Genomic DNA, 26,454 nt, shown 5'->3' on the forward strand with positions numbered 1-26,454 from the left:
TTTTTAGAAAAAGAAGTGAAAATCACCGATAGCGCCTTATTTTTTGACGGCAAAAAAATGGGCAACGTGCACCGATCTTTGGAGACAGAGAACAATCGAGACGGAGGATATAACTACCAGTATGGCTCGGCGATATCCCCACATGGCGATGCCATCAAAACATATAAGCACTACGTCTTTATGACGTGGTACAAAGGCGGAAAGTACAACCGGCACATGATGTTATCGCGCCTAAACCTTAAAAATGGTCAACTCAAGCATATAGAGTTTCCTCATAGGCACACAGGTCTGGTCGGTCGGTGGTGGATTGGTGAAACACACAACACCATTGCTGTTGGAATAAGTCCTAGAGATGAGTCTATTCATTTAGTGTTTGATGTGCATGCTTATAGCAAGCACTCAGATACAGGCGGTAACGGTAGTTTTGAGAAAGACTATTTTCGATACTCATACAGTGTGCCAGGCGCAGCATCTGTGCAAGACGATGCGTTCAGTCTTGACCTATTTGTAAAGGACTCGAGTGTTCATAGTGAAGGTGATAGTGACTATAACCACATATCGATGACGGGAGAAGAAGACCACGCTGCATTCTCCAAACTTACTTACCCAAAGTTTTTTCAAAATGGTCAAGGTGACTTGTTTTTCTATATCAGGCAGGGGACTTCGCATGACGGGAAAGGTATTTTCAATCGATACATAGGTAATGGTATTTGGTCACCGTTTAAGAGCATAAACAAGCTTAACGTCAAAGAGGATGGATTACCCTACACGTGGAGCAACTACGGAAACATGAAGTTTGCTAATAATACGTTAGGGTTTGCCTTTCAACGACGACTAAATAATAAGGAAGACAAGTTTCGCTATCAAAATGGCGTCTACTTTATGTATTCAGACAATCCACTGGGTTTATCTGACTGGAAAAATTACAAAGGCGAACCCATTCAACTTCCATTAATTGATGCATCTCCCGCTTTAGTTGTTGAAACCGGAGATTGGGTTAAAACACAGAAAAAAGACAGCGTACACATTGTGAGTGGTTTCGATTGGACCATCACAGATAAAGGAGACGTTCACATCATTAGCCGCGTTCAAGACAAAGAAAATAAAACTGTAGTCAATCTTCATCATTATAAGCCAGTTGGTTCTAAAGAATTTATTACGTCTGAAGATTTTGTTGGCGCCAACAATATTTACACGTCAGGAGACAACATTTACATCATTGGCTTGGAAAACGGACAGCCCTTCATTGAACAGGCTAAAGGCGGAACGAATGGTTTTACGAGGGTGTATAGCGGTATTAAGCGTTCAGCTAAATTTTCAAAAGGCGTCGTTTATATATCAGAAGGTAAGTTGTTTTACTATCTTCTCGCCGAGGGAAGTGGTGATAAACGCACCACCTATCTTCAGGTGATAAATCTGCAGTAACACAAAGCCCCTGATGATGCTAATAAAATTGCGAATGATCCGAATTACTCAGATGTTAAGAGTAAGCTATATAAATTACTAACAACGTCTATGAGAGAACTCGAGTGCCAAACTAAGTAAAAATAATACTAGTGTCCGTGACGCGAAAACAGCCTAAAGCTCGCACAAGCCTTGTATTGAGGAAAGGTTGGTATCGATAGAAAATCTATACAATCGAAATGTATTTTATATAGAGCGCTAAGCGCAATATAGTAGGTCAAGCAACATCGATTTGTATCTTGGGCAAATGAAAGTGGCTGTAGTTGTAGAAAAGCGTAACAAAACAACTAAAAAGATTGTTTTGTTACGTGAATCAGCCTCAACTTGAACTGTCAGATTCAAATGATTGAACTCAAGTCCAATAGCTGCCGTTCAAATATTAATATTTAAACGGCAGAAACGCGCGTATTCCGGTCGTTTAGGGTTATCTATTACGCATTAGATAGATTGAAAGTATCTCGAATTCACAAAATTAGCCGTAAAAGATTCAGCCGCTTTCCTTCCCGAAACTAGCTGTTGAAAACTGCGTGTTTACAGAGCATTGGATGCAAAAATACCTCTTGCATCGAATAGTACTTTTTTGTTTTATCTCTAGAGGTTGCTGAGTGTGAGTCAATGCTGTCAACAGAAACTAAATAACTATCAATCTAAATGTTTCACTTTTAGTTTTATATTGCGTTGACTGATTAAGAAGCTTAGCTTTTTATGGTTCTTTGTAAGCGTCCGGTAATCCCACCTAGCGCTTAGCAAACAACCATGGTAGCAGTTGCTCAACACCGACGTTAGGCTTGCTCAGTTCATCAAGACAAGCCATCACATACTCGAACACATTGAGGTCGTTGGCCTTTGCCGTTTCGATGATGCTGTAGAGCATTACACTGGCGTTTGCACCTGTAGCGGTTTGGCTAAACAGCCAGTTCTTTCTGCCTATGACGAACGGCTTAATCGCGCGCTCAGCTCGATTATTATCGATATTTAGTTGGCCATCGAGTGTATAACGCGCTAGCTTTTCCCATTGATTCAAGCAGTATTGTATCGCTTCACCTAATTTAGTTTTCGGTAACACTTTTTGAACTGATTTCATTAGCCATGCGTGAAGCTGATTGAGCAACGGTAGGCTCTTTTCTTGTCTGGTGAGATAGCGCACCTCCACCGTTTTATCTTTTAGCTGGGTTTCGATGCGGTAGAGTTTTTGGATGTGATTGAGTGCCCAGTCTGCTTCGCCACTGCCTTTTTTACCCGCACCTTTTTTGGCTTCCATAAACTTACGACGTGCATGGGCCCAGCAACCGATAAGGGTCGCTTGCGTTTGCTCGTAGCCTTGATAGCCATCCACTTGTAGGTAGCCGCTATAGCCTTGCAGGAAGTCTACTGCGCATTGCCCAGCGCGACTATTGTAATAATCGTACAACACGATATTGGATGTCGCTGTATCGGGGATATTACCGCTAGGTGAATCAGCGTCACTGGCGTACAACCACATATAGCTGTTCGCTTTTTCAGACTCAACCACTTTTAGCGTGGTTTCATCCGCCGCTATAACAGGTTGCTTTAATAGGTGTTGATAAAGCTGCTCGTAAAGCGGTTTAAACAACTCAGCACAGCGGATTATCCAGTCCGCCATCGTCTTACGGCTTAATTCAATACCGTGCTGTTTGAACATCGCTTCTTGTCGGTAGAGCGCGGTAAATCGTCGTTCTAGTTCATTTGCACTAAGGTATTGCTGGGTGGTTGAAATGCAGACGAGTATCACAAGTGAGTGAGACCACTGACGCTGTAACGGTAAGCGTCCCTATATGCTGCCATAACGCGCTATCAACGCCAGCCTCATTTTCATTAGCCGCGTGTATTTCCCATTTGATTTCATGGTTTGGGTAATGAAAAACATTGAGCTCTTCTCGAAAATCGTCTTTATCGACATACACCGTGTCTGGTGAGGGGATGAGTTTTAGCCAGCGGGGCGCATAAAAAGAGCGCTTTTCAGCCTTTTGAGTGTTTACTGGTGCATTGCGCACATCCACTTTTCCTATGTGTGAAACCGGTCTAAACCTCGCGTTAGCCCTATCTTTACTGAACACTTGATCGGCTTGTTCTAAGTCGCTTTCCAAACGGTAAGCTGTCAGCAATTGACTAAATGGCGGTAACTCACCCAGTGCAGGTTCATTTGTCATGGCTAAACGCAAAACTTGCTTTGTTTTTGTGCCCCCCAGAGAGTGCATAACAAAGAGGTTCTCTGTCGATATGCCATCTGCATGCGAGCCTGGAAACAGCTTTATTGCCATGCCAAAGGCTCTTTTATCTTTTTGCTTTGTGCCGCTTAAGCTAACAGAAGCACGCACAATAACCGGTATATTGGTGCTACTGGCGTAAAGCCCAGAATAAGGACTATCGTTTGCTATACGCCAAATCCCCGCAAAACAAATACCGTTGGCTTGTAGCAGTTTTTGTTTGGTTTCTAATTCAACAAAATCAGCGTTACTCGACAGCGTGCGCTTTGCATGTTTTAAAAGGATATTTTCTCTGCCTTTGTCAAAGAGATCGCGACTTACTTCATACTGTGGAGGAAAAGGGTAGGGGTCTGAAAATACTTCTCGCACTACGTGATCATAATAACGCTCTGGCGCGTCTTTAGACTGGCTATTTTCCAGCGCGCTACAGTGAAAATTCGTAATTAGCAGCGTAAAAAAACACCAAGCAGTGAAAGAATTTCTCATAGTAAAAGGTCTTTTTGATTATGTTGCAGTTTTTAAAGGCGCTTCGTCATGGCGTGTTCACCAGTTAAAACAAGAGAACAACAACTGGCTCATACCAGACAACGCATGGGTGAACATTTCACTCCTAATCAGTTACTTGGGCGCACACATACAATAGGGTGCGTCGCTGTAGAAATCACACAAAAGTGTAATCTAGATTGCACCTTATGCTATTTGTCTGAGCATTCGCAAGCGGTTCGTGATATTCCCATTCAGGAAGTTTTTCAACGGCTGGACAATATCCTTTTGCACTACGGGCCTGGTACTAGTGTGCAAATTACTGGTGGCGACCCTACGTTGCGCAAGCACAGCGAGCTCATAGATATTGTGGCGTATGCTAACAAGCTTGGTTTACATACGGCGCTATTTACCAACGGTATTGAAGCCTCTCGAGCGCTGTTAAAAAAACTCGCCAAAGCAGGGCTCAATGACGTTGCATTTCATGTCGACACCACGCAAGAGCGAAAGGGGTATGACGACGAACGCTCACTTAATGCCATAAGAGAAGAATACATTGCCCGCGCGAAAGGGTTGGGCTTAATGGTCATTTTTAATACCACAGTTCACAACGGCAACTTTGCAGAATTACCCATGCTGGTGGACTTCTTCGTTAGACACGCTGACACGGTGAGTTTTGCTTCACTTCAGTTGCAGGCTGAAACTGGGCGAGGAGAGTGGGGGGCTAGAAACGATGTGGTAGACCCTTTAACGGTTAAAGGCGCAATTGAAAGTGCAATTAATAAGTCTCTACCTTGGGAAAAGGTACGCATTGGTCACAGTGATTGTCATAGTTATATGCCCACGTTAGTCTCAAACAACACGGTGTATTCTGTGGTTGATGATGCTGCATTGTTCGCCCAATTTATAGAAGACTTTAAGCATATTCAAACGACTCGACAGGATGGAACGTGGCGCATCATTGCAGACTATACCAAGGCATTGCTGGCGCAACCGCGGTGGATTGGTCTCCTGACAAAAGCTGCGTGTAAAAAACTATTTGAAATGCGTTCTAGCCTCATACGTAGTGCGGGCAAAGTGCATAAATTGTCTTTTTTTGTTCAAAATTTTATGGATGCCAATGGGCTGGTTAAGGAACGCGTTGATGCCTGTTCTTTTATGGTTATGACCGCAGATGGACCTGTATCAATGTGTCAGCATAATGCACAACGTGACGACTACATTTTAAAGCCGCTTTCCTATACTAATGCAAGAGGCCAGGTTAAGCAGTACGAACCGTTGAGCGAACGTTACAAAGGCGAGCGTTATAACGGTGAAAACATTATTCCGATAACTGTTCTCAGTGGCGATTCGCCAACAGCTATGTCGAAAGACACCAATGAGAGCACGCAGCAAACACATTTTACCGGGGAAAAAGCCCTATGATTAAACCTTACGAAACATCGTCATGGTCTAAAGTCGCCTTCAAAGTATCGACATCATTTTTACTTTTCTTGTCCCTCACACTGGTTTACTTGCTTCCGGTATCAAACGTTAGTGTTGCCGCTTCAAATGATACTGCTTTGCAAATGAAGCAAGACTATCAAAAAGCACTAGAGGACTGGGCGTATGTGCTTAAAACCTATGTAGATGACCAAGGGCGTACAAACTTTAAAGCGTTATCAAAGGACATGGCAAAGCTTGAAAATGTCGTTTCGTTTATTGGCGCGGTGAGCCCGAGCAAAACGCCTTCATTGTTTCCTACACCTGAAGCTGTGCTGGCTTATCATATCAATAGCTACAATGCATTGGCCATGTACGGGGTTATTGAACGAGATATACCGGATGGCTTTACCAGCTTTTTTTCCCGGGCTAGCTTCTTTAAGTTTCGCGATGTTGTTATTGGTGGCGACGAGACGAATTTATACGACTACGAGAATGACGTGATTCGACCGCTTAATGAGCCTCGTGTTCACTTTGCGCTTAACTGCATGGTAAAAGACTGTCCAAGGTTACCCCAAGAGCCGTTTTATGCCGATAATCTAAATGAGGTGCTTGAAAGTTTAACGGTGGAGTTCTTTGCTAAACCTAAGCATTTTTATTTAGATAATAAAGCAAAACGTGCCTATATTTCTGAAATACTCGACTTCTACACAGAAGACTTTGTCGACTCTGGCAAAGCGCGAGATTTACCGCAGTACATTAATCGATACCTTACAACGCCTATACCGAGCGACTATAAAGTACGCTTTATTGACTATGACTGGCACATTAACTCAACAGACACGATAAATGCGTATAATTCTGAAATAGAGGGTGAAGGTGGCAATAAAAGAGAAGAAAAGGCAATAATGCTTTACAGCTCAACGTCGCCAACGACGGTACTAGAAATCTACACCTCACAAGGTTGCAGCAGCTGCCCGCCTGCTGAAAAATGGCTGTCGACAATGGTAGATAGTACCTCTCTGTGGCAGTCGCTCGTGCCTATTAACTTTCACGTGGACTACTGGGATTACTTGGGTTGGAAAGACCCGTTTGCTAACAGGGCGTTTAGTGTAAGACAGCGCGATTACAAACGCGTGGGAAAATCAAAAACCGTAGGTACACCAGGCTTTGCGCTTAATGGCAAAGGATGGAATGGATGGTTTCGAGGACAACCAATACCTCAAAGCGTACCTATGTTAGCAGGATACTTGGAGGCTGAGGTAGGAAACAGTCAGATAGACACTCAGTATGTTAAATCGCAAGATGGCTTTGAAGAGAGTGACTTAGTCGCGCACGCGGCGTTACTCGGGTTTGGTATTAAGACCTCAGTAAAGCGCGGCGAGAATGCAAACAGGGTGTTAAGCCATGACTTTGTGGTTATTGATTATGTCAAAGCACCTATGGGGGAATTAGAGGGAAAGCACGGTGCATCACTTCCTATTCCTGAAAATGACGATGTTGAAACCACGAGAAGAGCGTTAGTGCTGTGGGTGTCGACGCGACAAGACCCAACGCCATTGCAAGTCGCGGCCGACTGGTATTAAGCATTGCTAAAGATCATTGCTTGCATAACTGACGCGATCATTATCAATAAAATTTTGTCATATTTGGACAAGCACAATTTACCGGAAGCGAGCAATAATCCCCGTACGCCGCCACTTCGTGCGCCACCAAGCATTGACGCATTCAGCGACTATACCATTCAACGTGACTTCGACTTTGGTGCATGAACCACAAAAACCTACCATTACTTAAACACGCAAATTGTTGGGGTGAGGGCTTTCAAATATCTTGTTGCAGATTTCAGTACCAAAGACCAGTTAACTTGCCTGTCTTGATGACAACTACTTCACTGATTTCTGAAAAGTACCCGTTTAACACGCGTTCAACTAGCCTTAAATACATCTGACACGGTGGGTAGTACATAGCGTTAATATTTCTTATACTCGAACGGCCTTAGCTATGGCGCGCCAACTGAAGCTGAAATTTTAATAGCTGAGAAAGTAAAAGCGCTTGTACCATCAATTGAAAAAGTACGCATGGTTAGCTCAGGTACCGAAGCAACTATGAGCGCAATTCGCCTAGCGCGTGGTTTTACTAATCGTGACAAAATTCTTAAATTTGAAGGCTGTTACCACGGCCATGCCAACTCACTTTTAGTTAAAGCGGGCTCAGGTGCATTAACTATGGGCGTGTCTAATTCACCAGGTATTCCTGAAGACCTTGCTAAACACACATTAACAGTATCGTTTAATAACATTGAAGAAGTGAAGGTTATTTTTGAAAAATACGCTGACGAAATTGCCTGTATTATCGTTGAACCGGTAGCGGGTAACATGAACTGTATTCCACTTGTTGAAGGCTTTTTAGAGGGCCTGCGCGCAGTATGTGATGAATACAAATCGGTGCTTATTTTTGACCAAGTAATGACCGTTTTTCGTGTGGCTCTTGGTGGTGCACAAGCGTATTACAACATAAAACCTAACCTAACATGTTTAGCTAAAGTAATAGGCGGCGGCATGCCGGTAGGCGCATTTGGCGGCAAAACTGAAATTATGGATTACATTGCTCCTGTTGGCCCAGTATATCAAGCCGGAACACTGTCTGGTAATCCAATAGCTATGGCTGCAGCAGAGCGCTGTTTCGCAAAACTTTAATCGCAAGCATTGCCTAAACGGGGTTTATATACCTACTTTTAAAACAGGCAATCAATACTAAAGATTGAAAAAGCCCTTTAAGGGCTTTTCAGATTGATGATAAACCCCTCTTTTTTCGGAGGGGTTTATTTTTTTGAGCAGCCGAAGGCTGCGATCGGGATATTTTTTAATGAGGCGTATTTGTTTGAGTGTTGAGTTCTTAGAGGGCAATAAGCGAGTTATTTACTGGATTAACTGGTATTCGAACGAGATTTGAGTGTATTTAGGCTTATGCAGCCTTGGCTAAGGCCATTTTCTTCATGTTTTGGCATGCAGCGGCGAGCAGACACTGCATCGAGACCTTACTTATTCCGCGATAGCGGCAGTATCGATGTCCATGATGTTGTTTTGCGTCAGCGAAGCTTAGTTCTACTGTTTCAGCTCGCGTTCGATATTGCTTCTTACCCCACTCACTTAACCTGACTTCATTCGCGTTCTCAATACTCTTTTGCCAGACATGGCGAGTAATGACTTTGGCATGATTCTTACTGTTTGTGCATTGCGTGCGAACGGGGCAGTTTATGCTTTGCTTTGCATCAGAATGGTACTGTCGGTAGCCTTCGCGATTAGTGGTGTTGTAAGCAATAATCTGGCCTTGGGGGCAAGTGTACGTATCAGATTCTGTGTCGTATACATACTCACGCTTAGCGAAGTAGCTTTTTTTTCGTAGGGCGACGATACCCCATTACACCAATCAGTTGACGCTCTTCGAGGTGATGACACACCGCGGCGGTGAAGTAGCCCGCGTCTAGACCAACGGCAATATGGTTGAGTTTGAAGGTGTCTCGGGCTCTATCGATACGCGCAATAAAGGTGAGCCACTTCATCGCGGATAAACTCAAAATCTATCGCCATATCAATCAAACGAACCAAGTGGTCTTCTGGCACCAGTTCATTGATATATACGGTTTCAAACTCGTATTGTTGTGGGTACTTTGGGGCAAGCATGGTGAACACTCCGAATTTCACTATGCCTATTAGATCAAAGCCCCAGACTTTCGTCTAGGGCTTTTTTTATTTGTAAATAGATATAATTGAATGATATTTAAGCATAACAAGGTCTACTTATCTTCACCCTTCTTTATTAAATACAAGAGAGTCTTATGTCTGGATTACGGCAGTTAGCTGCGCCTGCAGTGCGCTTAATGGCGAATTTAAAATACAAAATTAAAATAAGCATCACGTTTGGCATTCTCTTGATCCCACTAGCACTAAGCATGTTTTTTTTGGTGTCGTTATTGAGTAAAAGTATTGATGTGTCGAAAATGGAACAGCAAGGTTTAAAAGGCTACCGGGCAATACTTACCAATCAAATACAAGGGACAACCGATAAAAATATAAATGTGGCACGCTCGCTGGGCTTTAAAATTAAAGACAGCGAAGTAGACGATGTGCTTGAACTTGTGTCTATTCAATCTAACTTAGCGCTAGATAGCGAACTTGCCAGCGCCTATTTAAATCGTGCATTGGTAACCCGTGTCCCTGCTTTTATCACTCAAATAAACCTAACTGCCGCGAGCGCAAATACAGTACTGAACAATAACCAATTTACACCAGATACCTTTATTGCACTTTCAAACCTAAGTAAATCGTTACCCCAATTTGAGCAGCAACTTTTAAAAACACTAGCTATTGCAACGTCAGCGGATAAATCGGTAAATAAAGCGCTTTTTCCCACTTTAAATGAACTACAAAAATCAGTCTCAGCATTTAAGAACGCGATAGATAAAAAGCTACTAGAACCCGACGATATAGAGTTAACTCAGCGTGAATTTTCAGCACTCACTGACGATGTTCAAAAAAATATTAGCACTTTAATCAACATCAGTATTCCAACTCTAGAATCGTTAATTAGTAATAAATTACAAACCCAGCAGTGGACCCGAAACACCGTATTAGTTGCCTCAATAGTGAGTTTATTATTTGCACTTTATTTAATGGTTGGGTTTTATTTTGCAGTCGTTGATACCATAAGTCGCTTCACTAAAGCAGCCACTAAAGCGGCTAACGGTGACTTGAAAGCAACCCTTAACTCAATCGGGAAGGACGAAATGAGCGTTATTGCTGAGCAATATAACGCTCTACTCAATGCCTTTTCACATTTACTTTCAGATGTTAAAACCAGCACAAAAGCACTCTGCGATGCCACTAAGTCTCTTTCGCATGCCAGTAGCCAAACCAGCGACGACGTAATAAAACAGCAAACGCGGGTAAATGCAATTAGCCATGCATTAAGCGATATGGCGCAAACTGCACATACAATTGAAGAATCGGCTCATCAAGCAACCCTCACCGCTCAAAATGCCGCAGAGCATGTAAAAGAAGGGTCGAGCAATACCATGGAGCTTGCTCAATATATGCAAGATTTAAAAATGGAGTTTACCGAAAGCCAACAAGCACTCGACCGACTAGCCCAAGATAGCCAAGAAATAAGCAAAGTCAGTAAAGGGATCAGTGAAATTGCCGACCAAACAAACTTATTAGCGCTAAATGCAGCAATTGAAGCGGCCAGAGCCGGTGAACACGGACGAGGTTTTGCGGTAGTCGCAGATGAGGTAAGAACACTTGCGTTACGTACTCAAACACAAACACAAGAAATTCACCAAATTATCAGCTCTCTGCAAAAAGCATCTGACGATACACAAGTTAAAATGCGTTCAAGCGTTGAAAAAATGGAGTTATCTGTTGAAGCCGCAAACCAAACAAATACGGTACTGCAAAGTGCGGAAAGTAGTATGGGTGATATAAAGCATCAAGGCGAGGTAATCGCTGAACGAGTAAAACAACAAGCCAATGCGACAACTCAGGCTCTAAATGACTCGCAAGAAGTTAATAACTTGGCTGACCACACACTCGTCTCAGCACAATCGACGCTGCAAGACGCGGAGCAGCTCTCACGCTTATCGAACGACTTAACAACGTCAATGCGCTTTTTTAAATCTTAGTTATTAATATCTATAAACAACACAGCCGCTAAATAGCGGCTGTGTTGCTTGGGTTGTCATTTTATACAGCGCGGCCTTGGCTCAAATTCACTCACTCTTAATGGAAGCTGTATCACTTTGCCACATCCTAGCGGAGCTTGTTTACCTGTGCGCTCGTTTATAAAAGCCCAACTAATTGAAGGTGGACGAGTATCAGCAATAGCTTGTGGGTTAAGTGGTTTTAAATAACGAATATAAGCCTCAAGCGCCCCTACGCTGCCAGTTGAACCTATGCTTTTATTATCATCGCGGCCAAGCCATGCAACAGTTACCGTATTTTGGTCAAATCCAGCAAACCAGCTGTCGCGCAAATCGTTGATGGTGCCAGTTCTGCCAGCTAATTGAATAGACGGAAAGTGTAAGTTTAACCGCCTTGCTGTCCCGTCTTTTGTTACACGCTTCATTGCATATTTGGTCATGTACACAGAAGCTACCTCAAAACGAGGCTCTGCACTCACATGATTTTTATATAGCACGTTACCTACCGAGTCGGTAAGTGCTGATATAGACGTCAACTTCTTATATTCGCCATCATTTTCTATGGTGGTGTAAAGCTGGGTAACATCAAAACTAGATAACTCTAAAGCACCTAAGAGTAAAGACGGGTATTCATCTATTTGATCTTCCACTCCGAGTGATTTAAGCGTGTTTGCAACTTTATCCACTCCCATATCTAAGCCTAAATTAACAGCAGGAATACTATTACTAAATGCTTGATAAAGTGGGATTGCACCACGGTATTGGCGATCAAAATTTTCAGGTTGCCATACATTACCTTCTTCGTTTATTACCTGTAACGGAGAATCATCAAGTAATGTGGCTAAATTATAAATTGGTGATTGTAGTGCTGTTAAATAAACTGCGGGCTTAACTAAAGATCCTATATTTCTCTTTGTATCCAGCACTCTATTAAAGCCTGAATATCGAACGTCACGCCCTGCTACAAGGGCCGATACACCCCCCTTAACTGAGTTTACAGAGATAATAGCCACTTCAAGTTTATCTGTTTTAGGGCGTTTCTCTAAATACGGTAAGCTTTTCTCAACCGAATTTTCCATTGCTGTTTGTTTTTGTAAATCAAAGTAAGTAAAAACTCTAACGCCAGCATCTAATATTTGCTGATCGGGTAGTAATTTATTTAATTCACGGTTTACCAATTCTAAACACCCTGGGTATGATTATTGTAAACTTTCTTTCATTGGCGCAATGTCTATTGAGCGCTTTAGCGATGCTCGGTATTCCTTTGTACTTATTAATTTGTTTTCTACCATAAGGCGAAGCACTAAATCGCGACGCTCCATAGTGCGCTCTTTATAACGGCGAGGATTGTAATAGGACGGGCCCTTTACCATAGCTACTAGCAGCGCTATTTGGTCGTATTCAAGCTCATCAACGGGTTTTGAAAAATAAAACTCAGACGCCCAGCCCAGCCCATGCCATGCACGCCTTGGTTATACGATTGCCCTAAAGAAACCTCGTTTAAGTAGGCCTCTAATATTTGGTCTTTTGAATAACGATAATCCAGAATAAGCGCTATAAACGCCTCATTTATTTTTCGCAGCAGCGAACGTTCACGGGTTAAATATATATTTTTAGCGAGTTGCTGCGTTAATGTACTACCGCCTTGGACTGTTCGCCCTGCTCTAATATTGGTATACAAAGCGCGTAAAATAGAAAAAACAGAGACACCGTGGTGCTCATAAAAATTACGGTCTTCCACCACTAGCAAAGTGTCTTTTAACATAGCAGGAAACTTATCAAGGGGAACAAATTCCCTATCTTGCTTCGAATCGTTACCAATGCGGGCTATTTGAACAGGCTCTAATCGAGCGTTGTTCAAGCGCCTACCAAATTTATCTTTTACAGAGGCTACCTTTTGCCCTGCAAAACGCAGTTCAACAACCTTAGACTCCTCCAGCCCATCATAAAATTCAAACTCACGTCGATAAATTTTAATTGGCGCTCATAGGCATAAGCTAAAGCTTTGCTGAAAGGGTCTTTAGGCAATAACTCTGGGCGTTGGCGTTGCTCGTATAGCCAGTTGAATAATGCAGCAATGGCAGGCTCGCTATGTTTGAGCCGATATTGGACGGTATCGTCAGCGTTAAGCGCGTGTTTTCGTATGTGCGCTTCCAGTTTATACAGCTTTTGGATTTCAGCCAAGGCGGTTTGCGCCTCTTTAGGATGATAATCCAATGCTTTTTCGAAGTGACGGCGGGTGTGTGCCCAACACGCTGCATGGGTGATGTGTTGGCTGAGGCGCTCAACCAGCCACATTAACTCCACATTCCGCTGCGTTTCTTTTTCTAGGCGTCGACTTGAATGAATGCGGTTTAGATAACTATAAAGGTATATCTTGAGCATAGTTGCTGGAGAATAGCTTGGTCTACCTGTTTTAGCAGGTCGGTAACGAGCAAACCCCAACTCGGATAACTCCAAAGAATTGATAAACATATCGATGGCACGAATTGGTTTTTCTTCATGAACATAGTCATCCAGAACTTCTGAAAACATCGTGCTTTGCGTTCTGCTTTGACCTTTGATAAATCTCGACATGTACATGAAACCTATCAGCTTTTTGATAGTTTCATTTTACCAATTGTCACCTTAATTGAGGATCGATACTTAAGACCGATTGCTCATATTAAGCAAGTACTTAGACCAAAAGGTGATCAATAGTTTTCACACAGCCTGCGCTCATAGCTGACCGTCAGATAGAGTCTAAACCTATTGATCGAAACTGTCAGATCAGATAGGAGCTACTACATGTTACGCTACTAAATGTTACGCTATAAAATTTAAGGCTGGTTACCACGTACCACTACGAAGTTGTCATAAAGCGCAGATACTTCACCAGTTTTTACCGCCCCTGTTAAGCTTGGCATTGAACCTAAAAAGCTAGTTCTAATGATTTTTTGAATTTTAGCCGCTGGTGGAACATTAGAACTTGTTCCGCCAAAAAATTTGAAACCTGTTTTTTTCGCAACTTCAGTTCCGTCAATATACAGCCTAGCTTGGGCATCGCTTTTGGTACTAGAGCTATTTACCTTTACATAGAGAGCTACGTCGTACCATTTATTTTTCTCAAATGTGAATTGTTCAGCTCGAATTATCTCGCCACATTCACCATCAGGCTTTCCTTGTCTGTATATATATAGTTGTGGGTGTTTATCCCTAATGCCAACTCGCGCACTCCAGCCATTTGTCGTAATGTCGCGACAGCCAGTGACTGGCTCTTCCGGTCCCAAGCCAAAAAACTTACCGCCCATGTTTGTATCATAATTGTCTTCAAGCTTAATCCTGTATTTAAATGTCGCATCAATAGCATTAGCTGAAATAGGGATTTGACCTACCATCATGGGGTGAGACCCAACCTTACCATTTGAATTAACTTTATACTGTGGATATTTGATGCGGATGTTGTTTGCGCCATTTCTAAACTGTACGTTGGGATGTGACCATTCACCGGCTGAACCTGAATTGAAGTTTTCAGTGTACAAAACGCCTGAAGCGCTTGCTGTAGTTGCCATCACTACTGTGAACAACGCGCCAATTGAGGCTATTATCCGAGTTCTCTTTTTCACTTTATGTTTCCTTATATTTTCTAACTTATTGGTGAATATCACTCTTCAGACGAAACTAACTGTCTAATGAGCAAAGCGATTTTTTTTTGTTCTAGGTTATTTGTTTCAAAGAAAAGGTCGTCACTAAATAAGGCTATGGATTTCTTTTGTGATTCACTTAAGGCCTCATGTTCGTGTTTAAGCCATTCAAACAAAGGCTCTAATCGTTGTGTTACGGAACCAGACGGTGCGCTTCTTACTGCGAGGAAAACTTCTTCCATGGATAAAGATAGAGAGTCGGGGGAAGAAAAAATCGAATCAATCAGTGCTGTCCTGATTTTGACCGATTGGGTTTCAAAGTATGTAGAAATAGCGAGATCGAATGCGTGGCTAGGAAGGCTAGTGTTCAATTCGTGTGAAAGTATCAATTTAACGTCGTCAGAAATACTACTCTCCAAAAGTTCACGTATAGCACGATGCCTTACAGACTCGCTCTTTAACTTAATGGCTAAATCTACGGCTGATTCTTGGTCTAACTCTCTCTCAGACTTCGTAAGGAGATAAACAATCTCTTCTTGTTGTACTTCATTTAGCTGTTGAACATTTTGCAGCAGTTCTCTTCTTTTAGGATTGTTTGGAAGTTCCATTAACAGAGCTAAGATTAAATCTGTAGAGTATTCGTCTTCAAAACGGATGTGATTTGACGTTTCGCTGTTTACTTTTTTTTCTAGTGTGGTTTCGTGAGAATCATTTATTAAATGCGCAGAACGATTGACTTCATGAGCAGATTTCAGACATTTCTGAGACGTTTTAATGTTTGATATTTCTCCCTTGCTATTGTCAGGGCGATGATCAAAGTAATATTCAACGGCTAAGCTTGCTAGAGTTAGAAACACTAGTAACGTACCTAAAAGCTTTATTTTTTTCATACGTTGGGCATCACTTCTAGTAATTGCAGAGAGGCTAAACGTTGCTCCACTGGTAAAGATGTATCGTTTAGCACACTTTTCGCGACGTCCAGTATCGCTCGTACTTGCTTTGTCGTTAGCTTTTCTTCGCTACTGCCAACCCAATTCTTGGCGATAACATATCCTAGCTGTTGATTTTTAACGTCTTCAGATTTCAGCGATTTCAGAACAATTGAAAAAGCGTCTTCTCTAAACTCATCGGGAAAAGCGCTTATGGATAAAAGTTGAAGCTTTCTAGTCGTATCTTGTACTGCAAAAAATCTGTTCTGAATGGCATTCGAAACCAAAGACAATACCTGTCTGTTGTTTTGGTTTTTTGAAAAAGTCATGAGGCTAGATAAGAGTGTTTCAGAGAGGCTTTCGGACAATAGTCTGCTTAGTATCTTTGGTTTGACGTGATCCTCTACTGCTGAAAGAAGCTCAATGGCAATCAATTTATCTTCGTCTCGGTGAGACAGCAACAAGAACTCAATTGCCTCTTCTTTTGCTCTGGAAGGTAAGCCATTTAACAGTGATATTAGGTACTTTCGGGTGTCAGATGAAAGCTCGAGATTTATTATGCGTAAAACTACATCGTGCAGCAAATGTAGATTTTGCGCTAGGGCTATAAACTCGAAATCCTCAGGAATCTCTGCGAGTACTTCCAGTTGACCGGAACTTAATTCCGTCGTTAGGGCATGTTCCAGTTGGTTTTCAGAGTTGAACAACAATTGATGTAGCGTATCCTCTTCTATTTTTTTTACCGAATTTTTCTTACCATTTTCAAAGTCAATTGGAACGTTTATCGCGGGCTTTGAACTTTGCTCCGATGAGACAATCTGCCATTCTTCACAATCAGTGTTTAAATTCTCATGCTCGTTGGGTCTTATTTTGTGAATATTAAAAGCGGCAGTAACAATCATTATTACGATTGGTATCGTCAAGTAGAAGTTAGTGAATGGAGAGATATCCTTTAGCGACACTTTGACTCAAATTGATTTCATATGAATGTTTTAATAATGTTTGATCATTATTAATCATATGTAAACACTTTAGTGTGTTTGTAATGAATTTTCTGTGTTGCGGTATTTGGAAAAAAGGTTACTCAATAGGGCGAAAGAAATTTGATACTACATGTAGATTTCAGCCCTACCAATGCGTTGACTATATTTGAGGTGACACACGGAAGGATATAGAAGCATCAATAGTCTGCTGCTGCAGAAGTACTGACCTAGCGATAGGGCTAGGTCAGTCAAAGTTGTGAAGTCTTTCCTAGATAGAACTAACGGGCGAGGATATCCCAATTTCCTGGCTTTACTGAGAAGATAAAATAATCATTACTTTCTTCAACAAACTTTATTCCCGGTATTTCATTCCTCTCACTACCATTACTCCATACTTCTTTTCTATTAAATAAAATCTGTGACGTTTTGGTCAGGATTTTAGGAACACCAATTTCGGCAGTCGTCTTTGCTGGCGAGTTGAGTACAATATTTAACGTGTCATTGTCGAATTCTAGCTTGAACAATATATCGCCTTTTACACTAGGTATTAGTTGGCTGACTTTGGTTAGGTGTGCAAGATTCGGCATGATTTCATAACTTTTCCAAGCGACTGACGTTGGCTTCACACCAGCGATATGTTTACTCAATACAGTACTTGGAGCATTCCAGGCATGATTTTCTGTTCCTCTGGCGGGTAAGTATTCAGCTAATGTTGATAGCTCTGGATTGTCGACTTGCGGACCATAGCGCTCTTTCATTCTAGCGATAGCATCCTTATAACGCCCGGCTTTTGCCATTGCGTTATAAATCATCCATTCAAAATGAGGGCTCGCATAATGATTGGGCACTAATACGTTATCAACGATTTGCTGAAATTGAGTTGGCAACGCTAAATCAAAAAGGATGGCGACGGCATTTGCGCGATCATCCTTAAACATTTTATCGCTACTAAAATAACCGTTTTGCCAAAACTCTTTTTGAAAGGCTAAACGTATAGATTCAATACGCGCATTATAAAATGCAAGGTTCTCATCCCTATCCAGTTCGCTAGCCATTTTTCTTGCAGCCACAAGTGCACTGTAGTACAAGGCGGTTTGAATAACGTCATAATCAATGGTTTCCTGTGGTCCCCAATCAGTCCACTTCCAATCTCCAGTTCTGAACGTTGGAAGACCGTTCTGTTTTATATCCCAGAGCAGCAGGTATTTATGCACGAAAGGATATGCATATGACAATGTTTCTACGTCACCAGTATTGTAGTAATAGTGCCAAATACCTTGTTCAATAAACTGAAGGCTCTGCGCGGGGAGTTCTCGGAATCTTCCAGGACCCAAGCCAGCAAAAATGCCGGATTCGGTATCGCTAAACGCCAGCGTAACTTTGATGGCTTTCTTCAAAAGGTCTCGACCAGCTTGGTCCATAGAATAGAACAAATAGCTTGCTTGGTCGGCGACGTCACCAATCCACAGGCCTCGTTCTCTATCGGGGGTGTCCATGAAGTTGTCTCTGGCACAAATATAAAGTGTATTTTCAGCCATTTGCCAGATTCGATTTAACCAAGCATCATCCGATTCAAAATATCCGGGAGTTTTGCCCACGCCCGTCCAGCGATATTTAAGTGCATGCACTTTTACACCTTTAGGAATGCTGAACTCAATGGTTCGACCGTTGCTCCAAGAATAGCCTTCAAATTGTTGACGGCCAGATTTAGTTGTATATAGCGTTTCTATTGTGTTTAGGCGCATATTTGAAGCCACGCGAATTACTTTTCCCTCATCGGCTTCTATATCAAAGTAAGGTGTAAAATTTTTATTAAAATCCAACTTGCACTGGATAGATGTTCCGTCCGAAATAAACGGAAATGATTCTTTAGAGAAATTAGTACAGTGCGATAAACCATAATTTACAAGAGGAGGAATTTCGCTTGGGAATAAGTCGAAAAAAGGTGGCCTAGGAGGCTGCTTAATAGGGTGAGCGTTAGGCCAGCGTTCGTCATTAAAGTGCGAAGTATACCAAGCATCTTTAGTCCAATCTTGCATGTCGTTTCTTGCGTCGTAGTTGATACTCCACGCGGCAATACGGTAGGGACTTTTTTTCTCTACTTTTTTATAAGCGTTATGAGTTTGGGCTTTCCAAGTTTCATCAGTCGCAATAAGCGTGTTGCCAACCTTAGCTTCAAAGATGAAACCACCTTTGTTTGAAGATATGTGTGTGCCTTTTTGACCATCATCTCCGTAATACCATGCGAGGGCAGCAATGGTATTTTTACCCTTCTTAAGATATGGACTTATATCGACCGTGTCATAATATTTGTTAGACGCGATAGGGTAGAAATCTACCCTGGGAGAGGGTTTCACCGGTGAGGGGCCGCCGGTGTAGCTTCCTTCGAAGATGACGAGCTCACCATTTATCCAAAGCCAGTACTTTGTATCAGCGCTAATATAGGCAAGTGATTCCGAGGGAACCTTATCCAGTTCAACCTCTTTTCTAAGCGCTACCCATGAGTTTGGCTCAGTAAAGCGTTCTTTTACCCAAATCCATTGTGCAGTCCATGTTTTTGCTTGTACGGGGATGAAAAGGGAAAGGTTGATAGTGGCTATTAACATTAGCCAGATAAATCGTTTCATATACTTTTACCAATAAATTACTAATACAAGTAATAAGGTAATTTTTTAGAAAATTGATACCCTAATTATATCCACTTATAACATTTACGAAATTATTTTTGCTGAACCATGTTTGTTTAACTCACTGTAGATGAATCTTTTCGTCATTAAAAAGTTTGTAGTTATATAGTGAATGGTCAGGAAATATAGCCCCTGCTTGACTCAAGGTAAGTCCAAGGTGTTGTTTTATAGCGGTAGATATCCAAGAAAACGTATTCGTCGTTGGAGCAAGGTCGCGCTTCTCGAAAAGAGCGTCATCTGAAAGCCCAGGCCACGTTCCATGGACCGAGCCTCCTAAATGAGAGCCACCCGCAATAAACATACTGCTGGCTGTGCCATGATCTGTGCCGCCTGTTCCATTTTGCCGCACTGTTCTTCCAAACTCGGACGTGACTAAAACAAGGGTATTTTTCCAGTCTTTGCCTAATCCTTTCTTTAGTTGCGCGATGCCGTCATCTAATTGCCCTAACTCCCGGGATAATCTGGCATTCTGGGCTTTATGGGTATCCCAGCCTCCCGACTCTATCATTACAAACTGAATGTTTGGTTTTGATTGCATTATGTCAGCACATTCACTGCATAATTTAGAAAAAGAGGCAGATGGGCGCTTCTTGCTATCACTCATTAAGGCACTTTTTATTTCTGTGCCAGAGGTCAGCGCTTTGGTCAGCTTTTCGTCATATTGATAAAGCGCAACGAGATCATCGGTTAAGCTGTCTATCGAATTGTCAAAATTGGATGGGTAAAAGTTGCGTCCTCGTGAAGAATCTCTAAATGCCAAAGGTGTTGACTTTGATATTGCAATGCCTTCAGTACCAAGAGTGTCCATAGCGCGACCAAGCCAACCAGATTGAAGGTTAGGAGCCCCTAAACCGCTTTCAAGATAATCTTGACCATCGAAGTGGGAGCGACCTTTATAGCCTGTAGAAGTTGCCACAATACACGATAGTTCTTTGCGCATGAATAAATCATGCACATTAATTAGCGACGGATGAAGTTTGTATTGATCATCTAATGAAAAAGCGTTTTCAAGCCCAGTCACTAAATCTGGGCGAAGAGAGATGAGGTTCTTCTCAAAGGCTGGAATAATAGTATGTAGGCTGTCAACAGCGCCTCGTTGCAGTATCCATATCACACGCTTTAATGGTTTTGCCTTTTTTACTTCATTAACTGCGTACAATGTTGGAGAGTGAAGCATAATTGCACCGCTCGCTAAGAGCTTTAATAATGCACGTCTTTGCATAGCTATCTCCTCATAAACTCTGGGCTTAAAAATAAAAGAGCAAACGCACGGTCACGACTTTCTGCTCGAGACACTAGTTGTCTCGTGTGTTCAGATAATGTTGATCCTAATAATTTGCTGGCCAGTTCGGGGATTTCAAACTGTCGGTTTATGCGCAAAGATGAGAGCCAATCTGCTCTTGCCATTAATCCATAGCCACTATTCCAGAAGTCCTCTGAGTCTTCATAACCAGCGGGACTACCTGCTTTGAAAGGTGCTTGGCCCATTTCAGTGAGACTACGGATTGCAAACCCTTCTTTAAGTGAAGTAAGTCCTATCCCTCTGCAAGTAGAGATCAGAAACTCTCTGGGAGTCTTGAATTTATCTAAGGTGTCGAACCAGGCGTGCGGATGAGTAACGAGTGCATGATAAATCGATTTGAGATCACCCTCTGTGTCTATCCAAGTTTGTTCTACATGTTTTAGTAACGCTGGTGAGGGAGTATCACTGACAACATGTTTAACTAACTTTTCGCTGATATGTTTAGCTGTTGCTGGTCGAGCTGCAATATACCTGAGCATGGCTTCACCTTGCTCTTCGTTTTCTTGAGCAAATAACCTGCCCAACAATGACTGTGAACCGGGTTCATGTCCGGCTTTTCTAAAGAAGAAAAGCCCAGCTTTTGTTTTTTCAGGGGCCTGAACACCCCACCCGGAAATACCGTTTGCTAATGCGATAACATCGCTTTGGGTATATCCACCATTTACGCCTAAGGTATGCAATTCAAGTATTTCCCGTGCTAAGTTTTCGTTGAGCCCCTTTCCTTTTTTTCCCAAACGCGAGTTCTTGCCAAATGACTTTTCATTATTCAGGTATACGAGCATAACCGGATGGCGACAAACAGAAAGCAGCATGTCTGAAAAATTACCTAAGAGATTGGGAGCTATTGCCTCGCGTTCCAGTGTCGGTGAAAGCGCTGTCAGATATGCTCCCTGCGCAGTAACGCTAAAGTGATTTGAAAAGAAATCTAGCATTCTCCACATAAACGGCTGCGTGCTACTAATTGCGTTATTGATCGTCCCAATGGAGAGTTGCTTGTAGATGGCTTGCCTAAACTTACGAGCCTCGTCTTTTGATTCTTCAGAGTTGTCTTTACGATATCGGTTAAGTGTCAAAGCAATTGATTGAGACGAATTCGTTTTATTTAAATGTATTGGTACTATTTGAGCGACAACATGTCCGACAGGGTCGTCAGCTGCTACTTTTAGTTCGACGGGGGTAGCTCCTAGACCAAATCGATTCGTTGCTATTGCGGCCTTCATATTTTTACTCGTCATCACACGTGCTGGCTTATTGAATAAACAATACTACCGATAGGTAAGATTGCTAACTACAGTCATGAAATTTACACACTATTTACACTCCTTTCGGAAGAAGATACAAGCCTAGGTTGATATTTATTGATTACTTATGGCTGGATATGATTCTTTGGTTTTTACTACGCGTCTAAATAAATACGATGGCTTTTCTCTTCTATATGCTTGTAAATACAGTTTTTATTGTAATTTACAATCCAGCATGAAGGTGGAGTATGGTTTTTATATACTTTCCATTGAAATTATAAATCTTTAAGATTAAAAAAATTACGATCGAAATTGATTGTTAGTGATTTTTAATGATTATGAGGGGTGATATTATCATTCACAATTCCTTAACATGATGTGTTGTTGGGGAAGTTGGGTTCCAAAAAAACATATTTATATTTGTTGTATTTATAGAGATCGCGTTCATGCACACCAACAAAATTAATGGCTCTCACCTAATTTTAAATAGCACGACGGCCTTTTTACTCGCCGTGAGCTCACCAACTATTGTCGCTCAAGAAGTTAACGCTGCAATTAACAAGAGTATTTCTGATGACACCGAAGTAATCGAAGTAACTGGCGTGAGAGCTTCTCTTGAAAACGCGTTAAACGTGAAGAAAGAATCTTCTTCAATCGTCGATGCAATTTCTGCTACCGATATTGATGCCTTGCCCGCGCTTGACTTAGGTGAAGCACTGCAGGCTATACCGGGTATTCAACTAAACAGCGACGAAGAAGGGCGGCAAAGCACGATTAGCCTTCGAGGGCTTGGCAGTGGGTTTGTCAACACAACCGCATTCGGTCAAACATTTGCTACTCCTTCAGCAGCGCGCGAACTAAATGCTGTAGGGTCTCCTAATCCGTTTGCGGCATTTGAAGCTGGTGTATTTGATGGTGTAACGGTAATAAAAAGCCCTACAGCAGATCTACAAGAAGGGGGGATAGCGGGTGTTGTAGACATGCAACTCCAACAGGCGTTGTCTAAAAAAGATGGTAATTTCAATATCAGTGTTGGGGGGCGATACGAAGAGCTTACCGGAGAAATTGATGAAGAACTAAAGCTAGCAGGCGTTAAACATATCATTGATGACAAGTTAGCTGTTGCTTTTAAATTTGCTGGATCAGGTCAAACTTTCAGACGCGACACGTTTGATATTATTGACTATATAACAGTGGATACAGAAGAGGGCTTTGTTCGGGCAACCAATATAGACGAATATCGAGCACGGTGGGGCCTACCCGAGGATGCACAGCTAACTGCACCGGCGAGAGGGAGAAATGTCAGCGAGTTTAGTGAAGGAGATCGTCTTTCTTTCACTGGGAACATTGAATATAAGATAACGGACGACTTTAAAGTTGGAGCTCATGTTCTTTTTTCTGAGCGTAATCTTGATAACGGAACGAAGGAAGCAACGACTTTTAGCCCTGGATTCAATACCACACGACGAGACCGTGACAACTTTGATGGAAGAATCACTCTTGATTTGAACTCTGCACCGTTTGTATACGATAGAGTGTCAGATGACCCCGATTCCCCACTTGTTTATGCAGCTCCGAGATACAGCTTTGTGAACGGAAACTTGCAAACTGAAAACCGTAAAACTACGTTCAGGGAGAAGTCCGAAGGGCTTATCTTATACGCTGACTACATCACTGATGATTGGAGTTTCGACAGTAAAATTACGCATTCCGAAGCCACAAACCAATTTGCAAATGTGGGTATAAACTTTAATCATACTCAAGATTGGAGACGCCAATTTAATTTCACCGATGCAGAGGGCACTAGGAGAGATCTTATCACAGTGCCTACTGGGTTTGATGGGATTATTGACAGTGGTTACGGGAACTTGAACGATATCGTTGTACAAGGCGGCTTTGCGGTTCCTTATGTGTATAACGGATTGGTCTGGCAAGAAACTAATTTGAGTTCATCAACGGTAAGCTCTATTTCAGATGCAAACCAAGGTAGGCAACTGATTTTTGGCATAAACGGTCGTGTGCAGGACCTCGACCGAAAGGTTAGCAGTGTGGAGTTTAACAGCGCTCGCTTTCTTGACTTGGGTATAGGTGAGGTATTCAGGGCTGATGCAGTTAAATTTGGTGCTCGATTCTCACGTGAAAAGCTTAACAGCCTTGACCAACGGCAAGGGGCACCTGGTATTGATACAAGCAATATATCTGACGCATTTATAACTTCAAATGTCTTGTCGGCGGTTCAGAATGAATATTTCAATGGCAACATTCCTGGAACATTTGATAATACTTCGGGATGGTTAACGATAGACAATGATCTTGCCATCGCCATTTTACAGCAGAATATTGCGCTCAATGCCTCCGAAATACCGACGGCGACATCGTTTAGTGTGGCTTCTCCTATTTTAGAGAGAAATAGAACGGGGTTTTGGGATACTCAAGATCGTAACTCGGGCTTGCCTACAAATATCGGGTTTAATTTTGGGGCTCAACAAGATATTACAGCATTTTACGTAATGTCAGATTTTTCCGGAGAATTCGGACCGGTACCCTATACTGGAAATATCGGTGTGCGTTATGTGGAAACCGACAACACCTTTGATGGTTTTGAGACACAAGTGGATGCTCAAGGACGCAATGGTATAGCGGTCTTAACTGAATTCAAAGATGATTATTCACATACGCTGCCAATGGCGAACATCGCTTTCGAGCTTTCAGACGATATTATTCTTAGAGCAGCATATTATGAAGGTATAGTTCGCCCAAACCTTCTTTCACAAAGGCCCACAGCTTCGCTTCGCGGGGGAAATAATTCGGTTAATTTGGATCTCCCAACAGCAACGGTAAGGCCTTACGACGCAACTAATTATGATGTGTCGCTAGAGTGGTATAACCGTGAAGGTAGCGCTGTTACTTTAGGATTTTTCAAAAAAGACATTACCAATTTGTTTGACGAGGAGGAAGGCTTCTGCCCGTCTTCTGGCACCAACCCAGTCGTTGACCGACTATTGGGTCCAATTGAACGCGTTCCGGGAACAGGGGGCCGCGAGTTTGGCTGTATTCAACTAACGCCGATTGTTGACGACGATGGTAATGAAAACTTACGTGAAGTAATTATTACTTCACCAATTAATACGACTGAAAAAATATCAGTCGAAGGTTTTGAACTCGCTATTCAACAAAACCTAGATTTTCTGCCTTTTCCATGGAGTGGATTTGGTGGCGTGTTCAACTATACAAACCTAAGACAGTCTGGCAGTGAGCTGGAGTTAACTCGTGTGTCGCCGGAGTCATTTAACGTAATAGGGTATTGGGAGCATAAAGGTATCAGCTTGCGGTTGGCATATAACTGGAGAGATGACCAAACTTTACGAGGTGCAAACTCCTTCTTGGGGACCAATGCCAGAACGCGGGAATCTACTGAGCGTCTTGATTTCGTAGGGTCGTATCAATTAAATGACCAGACCAAACTCTTCCTGAGAGCGTTTAACCTCACGGACGATGTTGGAGTGGAGTATTTGGGGTCCGACGAGCAAGCGTTAAGCCGTTTGACATATAACGGCCGGATTTACCAGTTAGCGGTCAATTATCGATTCTAGACTATTGAGCAAATAGCCACCTACTTGTGGGTGGCTATTCTCTTGCTAACCAATTTCTCGATTAGTCTTAACCAATACTTATTAGTCATAACTGGTCATCCAACTCTCCAAATACATTAGGAAGCGATTCAGAAGCATATGCCGGAGTGATTAACGAAGTGGCATTTTACGATTTTGCTTTAACATCTTATACAATCAGAAATCACTTTGAAAATACAAAGAGTGGACTTAGGTATTTCGGCTCTCGTCCCTTCAAAAAAGAGTTACCTTCTTCTTTATACCTTCAATTGCCTTCGTTGCAATGGATAGAAATTGACATGGATAGAAATTGACATGGATACCGGTCAGCCAATTTCCATATTAAAGCCTCAATAAATAAAAAACTAAGCCACGTTAAAAATCTATTAAATCTCCCCCCTTATTACCAAACATAAAGCGGTATGCAGTTGGTGTAAGAAATGTTCATCAGCCACGCAGATTTCCCATCGCTTTAAAGATAAAAATTGGCAAGTTAAATGGGGTGAATGGGTTTTGTTTTCGAGTAGGGCATCACCACAGTAATCACGCTTCCCTAAAAAAACCACTCTCAAAACACTACGGCAACATACCCCTATATTATCTCGCTAAACTTCCCGCAGCTTCGCTGCGGCGGCCGCGCGCTCCGCGCAGTTGTGCAGGTAGAACGTGAGAAATTGGTGAGTGAGTAGGGGAGGTAAACGAAAGTGGGTCACAGGTAGCGGACAAGTAACGTACGTTTACTATGAGGCAGGCTGGTAGATGTTTAGTGGTGCGTGAGG

The 26,454-nt window shown here is 42.3% G+C and carries 17 protein-coding genes and 5 pseudogenes; 7 read left to right on the forward strand and 15 right to left on the reverse strand.

Going from position 1 to position 26,454, the window contains the following annotated elements:
* The first annotated feature begins 15 nt into the window (after nucleotides 1–15).
* Nucleotides 16–1,425, forward strand: coding sequence for a BNR-4 repeat-containing protein (locus ACM0P2_RS20145; protein ID WP_419227768.1), 1,410 nt, complete (start codon nucleotides 16–18; stop codon nucleotides 1,423–1,425).
* A 775-nt stretch (nucleotides 1,426–2,200) separates the two neighbouring features.
* On the opposite strand, the pseudogene tnpC reads toward ACM0P2_RS20145, so the two are convergent.
* Nucleotides 2,201–3,145 (reverse strand): annotated as a pseudogene (gene tnpC, locus ACM0P2_RS20150) (IS66 family transposase); the annotation flags it as partial.
* A 31-nt stretch (nucleotides 3,146–3,176) separates the two neighbouring features.
* Entirely contained in the window at nucleotides 3,177–4,178 is a 1,002-nt protein-coding gene (locus tag ACM0P2_RS20155; RefSeq protein ID WP_159119874.1) for a hypothetical protein, read from the reverse strand.
* A 48-nt stretch (nucleotides 4,179–4,226) separates the two neighbouring features.
* Here ACM0P2_RS20155 and ACM0P2_RS20160 point away from each other — a divergent pair, with 48 nt between their 5' ends.
* From ACM0P2_RS20160 to ACM0P2_RS20175, 4 genes and pseudogenes are all read left to right on the forward strand, one after another.
* Complete coding sequence (locus tag ACM0P2_RS20160) at nucleotides 4,227–5,600, forward strand: radical SAM protein (RefSeq protein ID WP_173359797.1); 1,374 nt, start codon at nucleotides 4,227–4,229, stop codon at nucleotides 5,598–5,600.
* A complete protein-coding gene (locus tag ACM0P2_RS20165; RefSeq protein ID WP_173359798.1) occupies nucleotides 5,597–7,183 on the forward strand; it encodes a DUF1223 domain-containing protein in 1,587 nt (528 codons plus the stop codon). Before ACM0P2_RS20160 ends, ACM0P2_RS20165 begins: the two co-directional genes overlap by 4 nt.
* 3 nt (nucleotides 7,184–7,186) lie before the next feature.
* Nucleotides 7,187–7,369, forward strand: a complete 183-nt coding sequence (locus ACM0P2_RS20170) for a hypothetical protein (protein ID WP_419227769.1) — start codon at nucleotides 7,187–7,189, stop codon at nucleotides 7,367–7,369.
* 219 nt (nucleotides 7,370–7,588) lie between these two features.
* A pseudogene (locus ACM0P2_RS20175) lies at nucleotides 7,589–8,269 on the forward strand (glutamate-1-semialdehyde 2,1-aminomutase); the annotation flags it as partial.
* Nucleotides 8,270–8,579: 310 nt separating this feature from the next.
* On the opposite strand, the pseudogene ACM0P2_RS20180 reads toward ACM0P2_RS20175, so the two are convergent.
* Nucleotides 8,580–9,147: pseudogene (locus ACM0P2_RS20180) on the reverse strand (transposase); the annotation flags it as partial.
* Nucleotides 9,128–9,283, reverse strand: coding sequence for a hypothetical protein (locus ACM0P2_RS20185; protein WP_159119870.1), 156 nt, complete (start codon nucleotides 9,281–9,283; stop codon nucleotides 9,128–9,130). The pseudogene ACM0P2_RS20180 and the gene ACM0P2_RS20185, both read right to left, overlap by 20 nt.
* Nucleotides 9,284–9,438: 155 nt before the next feature.
* On the opposite strand from ACM0P2_RS20185, the gene ACM0P2_RS20190 reads away from it, so the two are divergent.
* Nucleotides 9,439–11,280, forward strand: a complete 1,842-nt coding sequence (locus tag ACM0P2_RS20190; RefSeq protein ID WP_159119869.1) for a methyl-accepting chemotaxis protein — start codon at nucleotides 9,439–9,441, stop codon at nucleotides 11,278–11,280.
* 56 nt (nucleotides 11,281–11,336) lie between these two features.
* On the opposite strand, the gene ACM0P2_RS20195 is transcribed toward ACM0P2_RS20190, so the two are convergent.
* The 11 genes and pseudogenes from ACM0P2_RS20195 to ACM0P2_RS20245 form a co-directional block, all read right to left on the reverse strand.
* Complete coding sequence (locus tag ACM0P2_RS20195; protein ID WP_419227770.1) at nucleotides 11,337–12,476, reverse strand: penicillin-binding transpeptidase domain-containing protein; 1,140 nt, start codon at nucleotides 12,474–12,476, stop codon at nucleotides 11,337–11,339.
* A gap of 21 nt (nucleotides 12,477–12,497) precedes the next feature.
* Nucleotides 12,498–12,620, reverse strand: a complete 123-nt coding sequence (locus ACM0P2_RS20200) for a hypothetical protein (protein WP_419227779.1) — start codon at nucleotides 12,618–12,620, stop codon at nucleotides 12,498–12,500.
* Nucleotides 12,621–12,647: 27 nt separating this feature from the next.
* A pseudogene (locus ACM0P2_RS20205) lies at nucleotides 12,648–13,276 on the reverse strand (transglycosylase domain-containing protein); the annotation flags it as partial.
* Nucleotides 13,189–13,515: an IS66 family transposase gene (locus ACM0P2_RS20210; protein ID WP_419227777.1), complete on the reverse strand. Its 327-nt coding sequence runs from the start codon at nucleotides 13,513–13,515 to the stop codon at nucleotides 13,189–13,191. The gene ACM0P2_RS20210 and the pseudogene ACM0P2_RS20205, both read right to left, overlap by 88 nt.
* An 18-nt stretch (nucleotides 13,516–13,533) precedes the next feature.
* A pseudogene (locus tag ACM0P2_RS20215) lies at nucleotides 13,534–13,875 on the reverse strand (transposase); the annotation flags it as partial.
* 242 nt (nucleotides 13,876–14,117) lie between these two features.
* Entirely contained in the window at nucleotides 14,118–14,903 is a 786-nt protein-coding gene (locus ACM0P2_RS20220) for a polysaccharide lyase (RefSeq protein ID WP_131137652.1), read from the reverse strand.
* A gap of 38 nt (nucleotides 14,904–14,941) precedes the next feature.
* Entirely contained in the window at nucleotides 14,942–15,811 is an 870-nt protein-coding gene (locus tag ACM0P2_RS20225; protein ID WP_159119867.1) for a hypothetical protein, read from the reverse strand.
* Nucleotides 15,808–16,812 carry a hypothetical protein gene (locus tag ACM0P2_RS20230; protein ID WP_159119866.1) on the reverse strand — a complete coding sequence of 335 codons (1,005 nt, stop codon included), beginning with the start codon at nucleotides 16,810–16,812 and terminating at the stop codon, nucleotides 15,808–15,810. The genes ACM0P2_RS20225 and ACM0P2_RS20230 overlap by 4 nt, the downstream gene beginning before the upstream one ends.
* 299 nt (nucleotides 16,813–17,111) lie before the next feature.
* Nucleotides 17,112–19,460 (reverse strand): alpha-L-rhamnosidase N-terminal domain-containing protein, encoded by a 2,349-nt coding sequence (locus ACM0P2_RS20235; RefSeq protein WP_159119865.1) that lies wholly within the window; start codon nucleotides 19,458–19,460, stop codon nucleotides 17,112–17,114.
* A 121-nt stretch (nucleotides 19,461–19,581) separates the two neighbouring features.
* Nucleotides 19,582–20,742 carry a DUF1501 domain-containing protein gene (locus ACM0P2_RS20240; RefSeq protein WP_159119864.1) on the reverse strand — a complete coding sequence of 387 codons (1,161 nt, stop codon included), beginning with the start codon at nucleotides 20,740–20,742 and terminating at the stop codon, nucleotides 19,582–19,584.
* A gap of 2 nt (nucleotides 20,743–20,744) precedes the next feature.
* A complete protein-coding gene (locus ACM0P2_RS20245) occupies nucleotides 20,745–22,043 on the reverse strand; it encodes a DUF1800 domain-containing protein (RefSeq protein ID WP_236547177.1) in 1,299 nt (432 codons plus the stop codon).
* A 467-nt stretch (nucleotides 22,044–22,510) separates the two neighbouring features.
* Here ACM0P2_RS20245 and ACM0P2_RS20250 point away from each other — a divergent pair, with 467 nt between their 5' ends.
* The gene (locus tag ACM0P2_RS20250) at nucleotides 22,511–25,657 is read left to right on the forward strand and encodes a TonB-dependent receptor (RefSeq protein ID WP_159119862.1); all 3,147 of its coding nucleotides are present in this window, start codon (nucleotides 22,511–22,513) and stop codon (nucleotides 25,655–25,657) included.
* The last annotated feature ends 797 nt before the right edge of the window (nucleotides 25,658–26,454 follow it).

It is taken from the genome of Alteromonas sp. OM2203, assembly GCF_048517045.1.
Taxonomy (GTDB): Bacteria; Pseudomonadota; Gammaproteobacteria; order Enterobacterales; family Alteromonadaceae; genus Alteromonas; species Alteromonas gracilis.